The organism is Yoonia sp. 208BN28-4, assembly GCF_037543925.1.
Lineage (GTDB): Bacteria > Pseudomonadota > Alphaproteobacteria > Rhodobacterales > Rhodobacteraceae > Yoonia.
Genome location: NZ_JBBIFY010000001.1, coordinates 435781 through 448624 on the forward strand (window position 1 = coordinate 435781; position 12844 = coordinate 448624).

12 protein-coding genes are annotated in these 12844 nt (G+C 59.3%); 6 read left to right on the forward strand and 6 right to left on the reverse strand.

The window, feature by feature from the left end:
• Positions 1–2: 2 nt before the first annotated feature.
• Entirely contained in the window at positions 3–707 is a 705-nt protein-coding gene (locus V8J84_RS02120) for an ATP-binding cassette domain-containing protein (RefSeq protein WP_339927947.1), read from the forward strand.
• A complete protein-coding gene (locus V8J84_RS02125) occupies positions 704–1507 on the forward strand; it encodes a substrate-binding domain-containing protein (RefSeq protein ID WP_339927948.1) in 804 nt (267 codons plus the stop codon). Before V8J84_RS02120 ends, V8J84_RS02125 begins: the two co-directional genes overlap by 4 nt.
• Here the strand turns inward: V8J84_RS02125 and hemC are convergent, their stop codons facing one another.
• Positions 1508–2455: a hydroxymethylbilane synthase gene (hemC, locus tag V8J84_RS02130; RefSeq protein ID WP_339927949.1), complete on the reverse strand. Its 948-nt coding sequence runs from the start codon at positions 2453–2455 to the stop codon at positions 1508–1510.
• A 136-nt stretch (positions 2456–2591) separates the two neighbouring features.
• Here hemC and hemE point away from each other — a divergent pair, with 136 nt between their 5' ends.
• On the forward strand, positions 2592–3626 hold the full coding sequence (gene hemE, locus V8J84_RS02135) for a uroporphyrinogen decarboxylase (protein ID WP_339927950.1): 1035 nt from the start codon (positions 2592–2594) through the stop codon (positions 3624–3626).
• On the opposite strand, the gene V8J84_RS02140 is transcribed toward hemE, so the two are convergent.
• The 3 genes from V8J84_RS02140 to V8J84_RS02150 are packed head-to-tail and all read right to left on the reverse strand — an operon-like array spanning position 3623 to position 6494.
• Complete coding sequence (locus tag V8J84_RS02140; RefSeq protein ID WP_339927951.1) at positions 3623–4999, reverse strand: MATE family efflux transporter; 1377 nt, start codon at positions 4997–4999, stop codon at positions 3623–3625. The two genes, hemE and V8J84_RS02140, sit on opposite strands and share 4 nt — an antisense overlap.
• Complete coding sequence (locus V8J84_RS02145; protein ID WP_339927952.1) at positions 4996–5733, reverse strand: amino acid ABC transporter permease; 738 nt, start codon at positions 5731–5733, stop codon at positions 4996–4998. The genes V8J84_RS02140 and V8J84_RS02145 overlap by 4 nt, the downstream gene beginning before the upstream one ends.
• An 11-nt stretch (positions 5734–5744) precedes the next feature.
• Positions 5745–6494, reverse strand: a complete 750-nt coding sequence (locus V8J84_RS02150) for an amino acid ABC transporter ATP-binding protein (protein ID WP_339927953.1) — start codon at positions 6492–6494, stop codon at positions 5745–5747.
• 129 nt (positions 6495–6623) lie between these two features.
• Between V8J84_RS02150 and V8J84_RS02155 the strand changes: the two genes are divergently transcribed.
• Entirely contained in the window at positions 6624–7403 is a 780-nt protein-coding gene (locus V8J84_RS02155) for a transporter substrate-binding domain-containing protein (RefSeq protein WP_339927954.1), read from the forward strand.
• Between the two features lie 72 nt (positions 7404–7475).
• Positions 7476–8123, forward strand: a complete 648-nt coding sequence (locus tag V8J84_RS02160; protein ID WP_339927955.1) for a glutathione S-transferase family protein — start codon at positions 7476–7478, stop codon at positions 8121–8123.
• On the opposite strand, the gene gndA is transcribed toward V8J84_RS02160, so the two are convergent.
• Complete coding sequence (gene gndA, locus V8J84_RS02165; RefSeq protein ID WP_339927956.1) at positions 8120–9520, reverse strand: NADP-dependent phosphogluconate dehydrogenase; 1401 nt, start codon at positions 9518–9520, stop codon at positions 8120–8122. The two genes, V8J84_RS02160 and gndA, sit on opposite strands and share 4 nt — an antisense overlap.
• 77 nt (positions 9521–9597) lie before the next feature.
• Entirely contained in the window at positions 9598–10503 is a 906-nt protein-coding gene (locus tag V8J84_RS02170; RefSeq protein ID WP_339927957.1) for a LysR substrate-binding domain-containing protein, read from the reverse strand.
• A gap of 96 nt (positions 10504–10599) precedes the next feature.
• On the opposite strand from V8J84_RS02170, the gene katG reads away from it, so the two are divergent.
• Positions 10600–12822 carry a catalase/peroxidase HPI gene (gene katG / locus V8J84_RS02175; RefSeq protein WP_339927958.1) on the forward strand — a complete coding sequence of 741 codons (2223 nt, stop codon included), beginning with the start codon at positions 10600–10602 and terminating at the stop codon, positions 12820–12822.
• Positions 12823–12844 lie beyond the last annotated feature (22 nt).

Genomic DNA, 12844 nt, shown 5'->3' on the forward strand with positions numbered 1-12844 from the left:
AAATGTTTCCACTGCATCTACGTGACGTGTCGGTCCGGCGTCATGGCAAGACAATCCTTGGCCCCGTGACCCACCAGATCGGCGGGTCCGGCCTGACCGTGGTGATGGGGCCAAACGGGTCTGGAAAAACGACGCTCCTGCGCGCCATTCACGGGGTGGAGCGTCTCAGTACCGGTCAAATCAACTGGGCAATCCCCGCCGCACAGGCCCGCGATCTGCAAGCTTATGTGTTCCAGCAACCGATCATGCTCCGCCGCTCTGTGGCCGATAATTTGCGCTACCCGCTGATGCTGGCCAAACGCCCCACCGGCGAGATTGACGATCTGGTCACGCAATGGCTGGCGCGTATTGCCCTGTCAGACGCAAAATCCATGCAAGCCACGCGCCTGTCAGGCGGCGAGCGTCAGAAACTTGCCCTTGCCCGCGCGCTTATCAGCGATCCGGCGGTGCTGTTTCTAGATGAACCATGTGCTAATCTGGATGGCCGCGCCACGAAAGAGATCGAAACACTGCTGACCCAAACTCTTGACCGCGGCACGCGTATCATGATGGCCACGCATGATATCGGTCAAGCCAGACGACTGGCGACAGATGTGCTGTTCATGCTGGGGGGCGTCGTCCATGAAACGGGCGTCGCGCCTGACATCTTTGCAACGCCGCAAACGGCGGCTTTGCAGGCTTTCTTGCGTGGGGATATTGTCGAATGATGATGCGTTTGTGTGCAATCCTGCTGGCTGTTGTCACGGCAACTTCGCTAACTGCCGAGACGGTGAAGTTGGCCGTGACCACGTCGTTCGAAAACTCCGGTCTGGCGGATGTTTTGCTCCCGCATATCGAACGCGACACGGGCTTGGCCGTTCAGCTTTTGGTGGTGGGAACGGGGCAGGCCATCCGTTTGGGACAAGCGGGCGATGTTGACGCGATCTTTGTGCATGCGCGTGCCGCAGAAGAGGCGTTTGTCGCCGACGGGTTCGGCACCCACAGGCGCGAGATCATGTATAATGATTTCGTTCTTGTCGGGCCACAAAATGACCCCGCAGCCATCGCAACCGCCACCACCGCAAGCGAGGCGTTTCAGGCCATCGCGCAAGCAAAAGCCCCTTTTGTCAGCCGTGGGGATGAAAGCGGTACCCACAAGGCTGAGCAATCCCAGTGGCAATCGGCCGGACTGGAGCCTGCGCAATTCAGCGCGTGGTATCGCGAAGTGGGCGCTGGGATGGGGGCTTCTCTCAACACCGCCGCCGGGCTTGATGCCTATATCCTAGCGGATCGTGCAAGCTGGCTAAATTTTGGAAATCAGGCAAACCTTGCGCTGCTGTTTTCTGGCGATCCCGCGCTGTTCAACCAATATGCCTACCTGCCGGTCAGTGCTGACCTCCATCCGCATGTGAACGCTTCCGGGGCAGAGCGGCTGGAAAATTGGCTGACCAGCAATGCTGCGCGTGAGCTGATCGACGGCTACCGCATCGCAGGTGAAGCACTGTTCGTCTTCAACGCAACGCCCTGATCACCCCCGCCAGTCGAAGAAGCCTTCGCCTGCTTCGGTGAGCATTTGCGCTGCCATCTGCGCGCCTGCGTCTGGGCCATCCTCAATGGCACATGTCGCGGTGTCGGTGATGGCGTCTGATCCGTCTGGGCGGAGGACTTCGCCGCGCAGGGTGAGGGTGGAGCCGTTGAGGGTGGCGAGGCCTGCGATGGGTGTTTCGCATGATCCGTCGAGGGCTTTGAGGAAGGCGCGTTCGGCGGCGAGGCGTTGACCTGTGGGTCCGTCGTGGATCGCCTCGAGCATTGCGGCCACGCGGGTGTCGTCCATGCGGCGTTCGATCCCGATGGCGCCTTGGGCCACGGCGGGCAGCATGTCGTCCTCACTGATCGCGGTGGCTGACACCTCGTCCATCTTCAATCGGTTCAGACCGGCCATCGCAAGGAACGTCGCCGCAGCCACGCCCTGGTCCAGCTTCATCAGCCGCGTTTGCAGGTTGCCGCGGAACTCCACCACCTCAAGATCGGGGCGCCGCAGCTTCAGCTGCGCCCGACGGCGCAAGGATGACGTGCCCACAACCGTGCCAGCCGGCAAGTCAGCCAGCGCGCCGTGCGTGGGCGAGATAAACGCATCGCGCACATCCTCGCGCGGCAAATAGGTATCCAGCAGCAGACCATCCGGTTGCAGCGTCGGCATGTCCTTCATCGAGTGGACCGCGATGTCGATCTCTCCCTTCAACATCGCATCTTCGATCTCGCGGGTGAATAAACCCTTACCGCCGATCTCTTTTAAGGGCCGGTCGATGATTTTGTCGCCCGTGGTCTTGATCACAACGATGGTGAAGGCCTCGAACGGCAGGTCAAACGCATGGGCCAGCCGCGACCGTGTCTCGTGCGCCTGCGCCAGCGCAAGGGGGGAGCCGCGCGTGCCGATCATCAGCGGTTTGGCAGGGGTGGGCAGATCAAGTGGCATGGGCGTTTCCTTACGTGTTACGCCATTCCTAAAGCCGTCAATCTGGCCTGACAACTGTTGTGTCCACATGGCCTGTCGGTGCAAGGTGGGGCAACTTCTCTCGCCCCTGTTAAGGCCTCTTTAGGACATCTCCCCTATGACTGCACAAAAGACCATTCTGCGCGCCCTTGCCGGTGAAACGCTGCCCACACCGCCCATCTGGATGATGCGGCAGGCAGGCCGGTATCTGCCCGAATACAAGGCCACCCGTGCACAGGCGGGTGACTTTCTGTCGTTGTGTTATAATCCTGATCTGGCGGCAGAGGTGACGTTGCAACCGATCCGGCGCTACGGGTTTGATGCGGCGATCCTGTTTGCGGATATTCTGCTGGTGCCACAGGCGCTGGGGGCTGACCTGTGGTTTGTGACGGGCGAGGGGCCGCGGCTGTCGACGATCACCAGCCAAGGCGACTTTGACAAACTCAAGCCGGCGGCTGCGATCCACGACCATCTGTCGCCGGTCTACGAGACGGTGAAAATCCTGAGCCGTGAGCTACCTGACGAGACCACGCTGATCGGCTTTGCCGGTGCGCCGTGGACGGTGGCGACCTATATGATCGCGGGGCAGGGCACGCCGGATCAAGGCCCAGCGCATGCGCTGAAGGCCGAGAACACCCCGCTGTTCGAAGCGGTGCTAGACAGGATCACGCAGGCCACGATCCACTATCTGAGCGCGCAGATTGATGCAGGCGCTGAAGTGGTGAAGCTTTTTGATAGCTGGGCCGGATCGCTAAAAGACGACGACTTCATCAACTACTCGATCAAGCCGATGGCGCAGATCACAGCCGCGCTGAAGGCCAAGCACCCCGACACGCCGATCATCGCCTTCCCGCGTGGCGCGGGTGAGCGTTACGCCGGCACCCACGCGGCCATCGGCGCGGACTGCATCGCCATTGACGACGGCGTGGATGCCGCATGGGCCGCCGCAAACGTGCAGACCGGCGGCTGCGTGCAAGGCAACCTGAAGTCCTCCCACATGGTCACCGGCGGCGACGATCTGATCGCGGAAACACGCCGCATCTGCCAAGCCCTCTCAAAAGGCCCCCACATCTTCAACCTCGGACACGGCATCACGCCAGACGCATCACCAGACAACGTCAGCCTCATGATCGAAACGGTCAGGGGAGGTTAGGCAGCGGCGGATCGTAAGCCGCCGATTTCTTCACCTGCAATGCGGGCGGCGATGAAAAGCGCGATGATCCAGCCTGTCGTGACCGCAACTGCGATACCCAGCCAGACACCCCAGACGTCAAAGCCCAGCAGACTGATGAAGACGTAGATGAAGAACGCGACGCCAAATCCTTGCCGGTAAATACTGATCCACAGGGTCCAGACGGGCCGTTTCAGCCCTTGCAAAAGTGAGTTAATCGCAAACAGCATCATGTAGATCGGGAACAGAAACGCATCGACCCGCAGGTAGCTGACTCCGATGTCGATGACGGCGTCGTCCTCTGTAAACAGGCCCATGGCAAAACGCCCCCCGAACCACAGCGCGGGCATGGCGATGACGGACATGGCAAAGCCAATTTTCCAGCAGAACCATAGCGCATCACGCACGCGGTCAAATGCTTCTGCCCCGAAATTTTGACCCGCAATCGGCAGCAGCGCGCCCGTCATGCCCAGCACTGGCAGCAGCAAAATCTGTTCGATCCGCAGGGCAACACCGTAGGCGGCAATCGCCTCTTCGCCGAAGCCTTTCAGCGCGTATTGCACAACGAAACCCGACACGAACATGACGATCATTGCGGTGCTTGAGGGCAGTAATTGCGCCACGATTTCGCGGTACGTGCCAAGGTCGGGCACGAACTCGGACCGTTTGATCCCGCTCATCATGTCCAGCTTGAATATCCGTGACATGATCCAGAGCATCACAAGGGTCTGACTGATGATCGTGGATACCGCGATGCCGTTGAAACCCATGCCATCCCACACGCCCGGAATGCCAAACATCAGGAGCGGGTTCAGCCCGATGTTGAGGAAAAACGCGGCCATGAGCCCGCGTTGCAGTGACCGGCTATCGCCATGCGCCTGTAGAATACCGTTGCCGCCATAAGCCAAGAAGAACCCCGGTAGGGCAAAGATCAGGAAGCGGAAATAGCCCGTGGCGGCATCGCGATAACCGCCTTCTTCTGACACAAGCTGGATCAGGTATGGCCCGCCGATCCAGCCGATGACCATGAACGAAAGCGTCGCCAATACGCCAAATGACAGGCCCTGCGCCGCGATCCGTCGCGTGCTTTTGTCGTCCTTCTTGCCTTTCGCGTTGCTGACCAGCGCCGACATGGCCGAGCCAAGGCCAAAGCCTACGGCCATCAGGATGAAAAACGCTTGAAATCCGATGGCCAAACCGGCCTGCGCTTCGGTTGAAAGGCGGCCCGCCCAATAGACGTCAACAACATTGTAGAGCGTGGAAAACAGCATGCCAAAGGCGGCGGGGATCGCAAGATTGCGAAAATGTTCGGCCATGCCGCCCGTGGTCAGGTCGTCTTTGACAGCCGCGCTCATGCGGCGCTCGCGTTCAGGCGGCGTTCCAGATAGCGCACGCCAGCCGATACGATCAGGATCAGCACCAGATATTCCAGCACAAGGATCGTGTAGATTTCCAAGGGTCTGTATTCGGACACGACCAATTCATTGGCCTTGCGCGTCAGTTCCTGCATGCCGATGACGGACACCAGCGACGACATCTTGAGCATATAGACCAACTGATTGCCCAAAGCGGGCAGGATGCGACGGATCGCTTGCGGCAGGATGACATAGCGCATCGTGTCGCTGTAGCTGAGCGATATAGACTGCGACGCCTCGTATTGCCCCTTATCGATGGACTGGATGCCAGCGCGGAAAATTTCGGCCTCAAACGCGCTGTCAGACAGTGCCAAGGCGATCACACCGGCCCAAAATACTGAAAGCGTGATGCCGGAAAGCGTGGGCAGGCCGTAGTAAACCCACAGGATCAGAACAAGGATCGGCACGGCGCGCACCACTTCCACGTAGGTGCGGTTGAACGCCCGCCAGCCTTTTTTCTCTGACAGGCCCGGTAAGGCGACCAGCAGACCGACGATCACTGAGATCAGGATTGCGGTTACGGACAGCTGGATCGTGTAGATCGCGCCGGAGAGCATGAATTTCAGGTTGTTGTAGCCAGACGTCGTGGCGGGGTTCACCACGTACCAACCCCAGTTGCCCGAACAGCCCGCCATCAGCACACCAAGGGTCAGGAACGAGAATAAGCGTTTCATCATACCGCCCCCTAGTGATTTAAAATTTGTTGCAGGAATTGGCCGAAACGCTCTGACTTGGGCTTTGTGAAAACGTCTTCGGGCGCGCCAACCTCGACAATCTCGCCCTTGTCCATAAATACCATCTTGTCGGCGACACGGCGGGCAAAACCCATCTCGTGGGTGACAACAATCATGGTCATGCCGCTTTGGGCCAGTTCGGTCATAACGTCCAACACCTCGGCGATCATCTCTGGGTCTAGTGCCGATGTGGGTTCGTCGAACAGCATGATCCGCGGTTCCATACATAGCGACCGGGCAATGGCCACACGCTGTTGCTGCCCACCCGACAACTGGCGCGGAAACTTGTTGGCCTGATCGGGGATTTGCACGCGTTCGAGATATTTCATGCCGCGTGCATTTGCGTCTTTCTCGGTCAGGCCCAGAACGCGGCGCGGGCCAAGGGTGAGGTTCTCAAGCACCGTCAGATGCGGAAACAGATTGAACTGTTGAAAAACCATGCCCACGGTGCCGCGAATTTTATCAAGCGTATCGCGATCGCCTGTCAGGGTCGTGCCATCGACGATGATCTGGCCGCTTTCGTGTGCTTCAAGCCGGTTGATGCAGCGGATCAGCGTGGACTTGCCCGACCCGGACGGGCCACACACAACCACACGCTCGCCCAAAGCTATGTCTAATGACACATCATTCAGAGCCTGAAAATCGCCGAAAAATTTGGAAACATCGCGCATGGCGATGATCGGATCGGTTTGCGAGGTCATCTTTTCGGCCTTTCAAGGCGGTCACGCAAACGTCAGCGCAATGCGACCTTTACGACATTTTTCGGCTGTTTCCATTCACAAACCTATCAGGCAAACTAGCTAACAAGTGCTCCGATGGAAGGGAAAACCATGAAATTTTTGAAAATTGCCGCCGCGACTGCCGTTCTGGCTGTCAGCGCCGTGCAGGCCACCGCGCAATCCGCGCTGAACGAAATCTTGTCAGAAGGTGTGTTGAAAGTCGGCACAACCGGCGACTGGAACCCGATGACTATGCGCGATGTGGCGACCAACACATATGAAGGATATGACATTGATGTCATGACCGCCCTTGCCGCCGATCTGGGCGTCGAGGTTGAGTTTGTTCCAACCGATTGGAAGACACTCGTCGCGGGTGTGACCTCCGGCCAGTATCATATCACCGGTTCGGCATCCGTATCGCCCGCGCGCGCAAAGGCTGCGGGTTACTCCGACAGCTATTTCAGCCTTGTAACCGTCCCGCTGACGCTGACCGAAAATGCCGATCGCTTTGACAGCTGGGAAAGCCTGAACAACGCGGATGTGTCTGTGGCCGCCACGCTAGGCACAACGCAGGAAACGCAGGTCAAACAGTTCTTCCCCGACGCGACGCACCGCATCGTTGAAGCGCCAGCGCGCGATTTTCAGGAGGTGCTGTCGGGCCGTGCGGATGCCAACATCACGTCCAACGTCGAGGCCAACCAACTGGTCGCACAATACGAGCAACTGATGATCGTGCCTGTGGATGAAGGCCGTGCGCCGACGCCGATCGCCATGCTGTTGCCGCAAGATGATCAGGTCTGGATCAACTACGTCAACACATGGATCACGCTCAAGCAGGAACAGGGTTTCTTTGACGATCTTGGCGTGAAATGGCAGCTTCTGGCTGAATAATTCACGATGTCATAAAAGGGCCGGTTGCAGCAGCACCGGCCCTTTTTTCATGCCACACGAAAGGTCAACTCCATGATCACGATCTATTCCGTTCCCGTTGCCACCTACTGCGCCAAACTGCGCGTTGCGATGCGTCACAAGGGTCTGAAGTGGGAAGAGTTGCCCCCTCCCGGCGGTTACGGATCGGCAGAATATAAGGCGATTGTGCCTTCCGGCAACCTGCCCGCCATGGTGCATGACGGCTTTATGCTGGCCGACAGCGAGGCGATTGCGGAATACCTGAACGAAGCCTTTCCAGACGTGCCAATGCTGCCTGACACTGTGCAACTGCGCGCCAAGGCCCGCGAGATGGGCCGGTTCCATGACACACGGCTGGAGCCTGCGGTGCGCGCGATTTACCCGCAGGTCGCCTATGAAACCCGCGACGCGGCGACGGTGCAGGCGCTTGGCAATGCGATTACAAAACACCTCGAGGCGCTGGTGCTGTTGCTGGACAACAGTCCGCTTGACCCCCAACGCCTTTGGCTTTGCGATTGCGGGTTTGCGGTGACATTTGCGTGGATTCGCGCATTTGAAACAGACGTCGGCGTACCGGTCACGTGGCCCCAAGCGGTGCTGGACTACGACAAACGCTTGCACGGGTTTGCACCCGTCACAGACGAACTGGCGCATTACAAGCCAGCGATGGATGCCTATCTCGAAAAGGCCAAACCGTCCTAGTCGTCCCACGGCCCATGATGATCATCACCCGATGCGTCCACGCGCCCGAAGCCGTGCCGCCCGAAGAAGTCACGCTGGCCCTGAATCATATCCGCCGTGCCGCGTCCGGTGCGCATGGCGTCGAAATAGGCCACGCCGGAGGCAAGTGCAGGCATCGCGATGCCGTGTAAGGTGCCCACCGATACGACCTGCCGCAACGCGCCGTGGTTGTCTTTGAGGTATTGCGCGAAGGCAGGGGCGAACATCAGGTTGCGAGTCCCGTCCTCTGTCAGCGCCGAGGCCATGTCATCTAGCATCGCCGAGCGGATGATGCACCCCGCGCGCCAGTTTTCAGCGATCTTCGGCAGCGGCAGCGCCCAGCCGTAATTGTCTGACGCCGCCGCAATCATCGCAAAGCCCTGCGCGTAACAAATCACCTTGCCTGCGATTAACGCCTGCTCCAATTGATCGAGCGTGACCGCACCTTGCAGGATTGATTGCGGTCCCGCGCCAAACAGGCTCTCGCCCATGGCGCGTTCGTCTTTGCGCGATGACAGGTTGCGGGCCACAATCGCGGCCTCGATCGCTGGGACGGGTGCCGCCAGATGTTGTGCCTCAATCGCGGTCCAGCGGCCTGTGCCTTTTTGCCCTGCCGCATCAAGGATCACGTCCAAGATCGGCTTGCCGGTTTTGCTGTCGGTGGCCGAGGCCACCTCGCCCGATATTTCGACCAGATACGACTGAAGCGGCCCTTCGTTCCAGCGCGCAAAGGTATCGCCGATACTTGCCATATCCATGCCAAGCCCGTCGCGCATAATGCCATAAACCTCGGCGATCATCTGCATATCGGCGTATTCGATTCCGTTGTGCACGGCCTTTACAAAATGGCCTGCCCCTTCTTCGCCCATCCAGGTGGCGCAAGGTGTGCCTTTGTAATCAGCGGCAATCGCCTCAAGGATCGGTGCCACGCGGTCCCAATGTTCGCGCTTGCCGCCGCCCATGATCGCGGGGCCAAAGAGCGCGCCTTCTTCACCACCTGACACGCCGATGCCCAGAAACGGGCCAGTGGCACATTCCATGCGGGCGATGGTGTCGTGGAAATTGGCGTTACCTGCGTCGATAATCAGATCGTCATCATCCAGAAGCGGGCGCAGCGCATCAATCTGCCCGTCCACGGGCTTTCCGGCAGGAACCATCAGGATGATCGCACGCGGCGTTTTCAGCGCTGCAACGAATTCTTCAAGCGTTTCGGTCGGCGTGATGTGATCGGCCAGATCGCCCGCCTCATCGTGAAAGCTGTGCACCTTTTCGGTCGTGCGGTTGAACACGGCGATGTCGAAACTGTTGTCCGCAATATTAAGCGCAAGCGCCGATCCCATCGTACCAAGGCCCACAAGCCCGATATCTGCCTTTGCCATGCGCGTCGCTCCTTCATCAGTGTTGCACTTTGATATGCTGCGAGGGGCCGTCAAAGCAACGGGCGCTGTCGCAACTGCTATGTGCGCGGGCGCAGGGCTTGACCCGCGTCCTTCACCACACGCGCCACCTCGGCCAGTTGGTCGGCCAGCGGATTGGTCTTGCGCCAGATCATCCCGATGGTGCGGGTGGGTTGCGGGTCGGGAAAGGTGCCAATCGCCACAGGGGCAGAGCGGCTTTCGACGTTGATCGCCATTTCCGGCAGCAGCGTCACCCCCATGCCAGCGCCGACCATCTGCACCAGCGTCGACAGCGATGATCCGTCCATGCCGCCCCATTCGCGCACCGACGGGGCGTTGCAAAACGAAAGCGCCTGTTCGCGAAAGCAATGCCCTTCTTCAAGCAGCAGCAACCGCATTTCGCGCAACATCGCACGGTTCGGGACGGGTTTGTCGGCGTCTGCGGCAGGCCGCACAAGCACGAACGCCTCGTCAAACAGCGCAACCTCGGTGAATGCAGGGGCTGATACGGGGAGCGCCAGAATAGCGGTGTCAATCTGTCCGGCGGTCAGTTCGTCCATCAGGGTTTGCGTTTGCGTCTCGCGAATCTGGATATCCAGACCGGGGTAATCGCGGCCCAGATCACCGATCAGACGGGGCAGCAGGTATGGCGCAATCGTCGGAATAACGCCGATCCGCAGCCGCCCTGACAGCGTTGCATGTGACGCGCGCGCCAAGTCCTCGATCTCTTCCACAGATTGCAGGATTGCAGCCGCGCGGCTGGCTACCACCTCGCCAAAGGGGGTCAGCCGCACGTCACGCCCGCCACGTTCCAGCAGTGCAGTGCCAAGCGTCTGTTCCAGTTCCTTGACCTGCATCGATAGCGCGGGCTGCGAAATGGCGCAGGCATCAGCCGCCCGCCCGAAGTGGCGATAGCGCGACAGGGCGGCGAAGTATCTGAACTGTTTCAGCGTTGGATTTGCCATAAGGCTTTCTTATCATATCAATCAGAATATTTAACTTAAACTAATCACGCTGACTTGTTAGAACAATTCCAAATTCACATACCGGAGGAAAGAATCATGGACGGATCAGACGGAAATCTGGACGGCGGCAAGGCAATGAAATGCCCTGTGCTGGGTGGCAAAGACCAGCACAGCGCGCGCGGCACGACGGCCATCCAGCATTGGTGGCCCAATGCACTGAACCTCAAGATGCTGCACCAGAATACGCCAATGTCAGACCCGATGGGCGAGGATTTTGACTATCGCGCCGAATTCAAGACGCTTGATCTGGAGGCTGTGAAGGCCGACCTGCACGCGCTGATGACGGACAGTCAGGAGTTTTGGCCAGCGGACTACGGCCACTACGGCCCGTTCTTTATCCGCATGGCGTGGCACTCTGCCGGCACCTATCGCGTGGGCGATGGTCGCGGTGGTGCGGGTGCGGGTAACCTGCGGTTCGCGCCTCTGAACTCCTGGCCCGACAACGGCAACCTTGATAAGGCGCGCCGCCTGCTGTGGCCGATTAAGCAGAAGTATGGCCGCAAAATCTCGTGGGCCGACCTGATGATTCTGACCGGCAACGTCGCGATTGAATCGATGGGCCTGCCCACGTTCGGTTACGCTGGTGGCCGCGAGGATATCTGGGAGCCGGAAGAGGACATCTACTGGGGTCCGGAAACCGAATGGCTGGACGACGAACGCTACGAGGACGGTCGCGAGCTGGTCGGCGTTCTGGGTGCGGTGCAGATGGGCCTGATCTATGTGAACCCCGAAGGGCCAAACGGCACACCCGATCCACTGGCATCCGCTGCCGATATCCGCGAGACGTTCAGCCGTATGGCGATGAACGACGAAGAAACCGTGGCACTTGCCGCCGGTGGTCACACATTCGGCAAGGCGCACGGCGCCGCTGATCCCGAGGCCTATGTCGGTGCGGAACCCGAAGGTGCTGGCTTGGAAGAGCAGGCACTTGGCTGGAAAAACACCTACCAGTCCGGCAAAGGCGAGCATGCAATCACGTCCGGTCTTGAAGGCGCTTGGACAAATAACCCGATCCAGTGGGACATGGGCTATTTCGACAACCTGTTCGGCTATGAATGGGAACTGAGCAAAGGCTCCGGCGGTGCGCACCAGTGGTTCCCGAAGGGCGCACAAGAGACGACGCCAGACGCGCACGTTGAAGGCAAGATGAACATGCCAACGATGTTCACGTCCGACATCGCGCTGAAAGAAGACCCCACCTACCGCGAGATTTGTGAGCGGTTCCACAAGAACCCTGACGAATTTGCCAAGGCGTTCCAGAAGGCATGGTACAAGCTGACCCACCGCGACATGGGCCCTTACGTCCGTGGCCTTGGCCCGCTTGTGCCGGCTGAGCCTGAACTGTGGCAGGATCCCGTGCCAGAAGTGGATCACAAGCTGATTGATGCCAGTGATATTTCCGACCTGAAAGGCAAATTGCTGGATTGCGGTCTGTCAGTGTCTGATCTGGTGTTCCTCGCGTGGTCGGCCTCTGCATCTTACCGCAAGTCCGACATGCGCGGTGGTGCCAACGGTGCACGGATCCGCCTGTCACCTGCAAACGGCTGGGATGCTAACCGCCCTGACCAGTTGCCTGCGATGCTGAATAAGGTGCAGGCCGTGCAAGAGGCGTTCAACGCCGCTGCGACCGATGGCAAAAAGGTATCCATGGCCGATCTGATCGTGCTTGGTGGTTCCGCCGCTGTCGAGAAGGCGGCTAAGGATGCAGGTCACGATGTGACAGTGCCGTTCCACCCGGGCCGCACGGACGCCACGCAAGAAATGACCGATGAGGAAAGCTACGCGTGGCTGGAGCCAAAGGCAGACGGTTTCCGCAACTTCTATGACCACGATCGCAACACGCGCACGCCTGCCGAATTGCTGGTGGACAAGGCGCAACTGCTGGGTCTGACGGGTCCGGAAATGACAGTGCTTGTTGGTGGTCTGCGTGTGCTTGGTGCCAATACGGACGGGTCGGATCGCGGCGTATTCACGACCACACCCGGTCAGCTGAACAATGCCTATTTCACCAACCTGTTGGATATGAACACCACGTGGAAAGCGACGTCCAAGGACAGCTATGACGGTGTGGATGCGGCAACTGGCGAAAAGAAATGGACAGGCTCTTCTGTCGATCTTCTGTTCGGGTCCAACTCTATCCTGCGCGCTGTGTCAGAGGTCTACGCCTCTGCCGATGCGGCCGACAAGTTTGTGGCGGACTTCGTCGCGGCATGGGTCAAGGTCATGGATAATGACCGTTTTGATCTGGAAGATATCTAACACAACGGGCGGGGGCGCATTG

Excerpts from the sequence above, each read along its gene's own strand:
- V8J84_RS02120 (WP_339927947.1), top strand. The coding sequence starts at position 3 with ATGTTTCCACTGCATCTACGTGACGTGTCGGTCCGGCGTCATGGCAAG.
- V8J84_RS02140 (WP_339927951.1), bottom strand. The coding sequence starts at position 4,999 with ATGAGCGCGGCTGTCAAAGACGACCTGACCACGGGCGGCATGGCCGAA.
- hemE (WP_339927950.1), top strand. The coding sequence starts at position 2,592 with ATGACTGCACAAAAGACCATTCTGCGCGCCCTTGCCGGTGAAACGCTG.
- V8J84_RS02125 (WP_339927948.1), top strand. The coding sequence starts at position 704 with ATGATGATGCGTTTGTGTGCAATCCTGCTGGCTGTTGTCACGGCAACT.
- hemC (WP_339927949.1), bottom strand. The coding sequence starts at position 2,455 with ATGCCACTTGATCTGCCCACCCCTGCCAAACCGCTGATGATCGGCACG.
- V8J84_RS02170 (WP_339927957.1), bottom strand. The coding sequence starts at position 10,503 with ATGGCAAATCCAACGCTGAAACAGTTCAGATACTTCGCCGCCCTGTCG.
- V8J84_RS02150 (WP_339927953.1), bottom strand. The coding sequence starts at position 6,494 with ATGACCTCGCAAACCGATCCGATCATCGCCATGCGCGATGTTTCCAAA.
- V8J84_RS02155 (WP_339927954.1), top strand. The coding sequence starts at position 6,624 with ATGAAATTTTTGAAAATTGCCGCCGCGACTGCCGTTCTGGCTGTCAGC.
- katG (WP_339927958.1), top strand. The coding sequence starts at position 10,600 with ATGGACGGATCAGACGGAAATCTGGACGGCGGCAAGGCAATGAAATGC.
- gndA (WP_339927956.1), bottom strand. The coding sequence starts at position 9,520 with ATGGCAAAGGCAGATATCGGGCTTGTGGGCCTTGGTACGATGGGATCG.
- V8J84_RS02145 (WP_339927952.1), bottom strand. The coding sequence starts at position 5,733 with ATGAAACGCTTATTCTCGTTCCTGACCCTTGGTGTGCTGATGGCGGGC.
- V8J84_RS02160 (WP_339927955.1), top strand. The coding sequence starts at position 7,476 with ATGATCACGATCTATTCCGTTCCCGTTGCCACCTACTGCGCCAAACTG.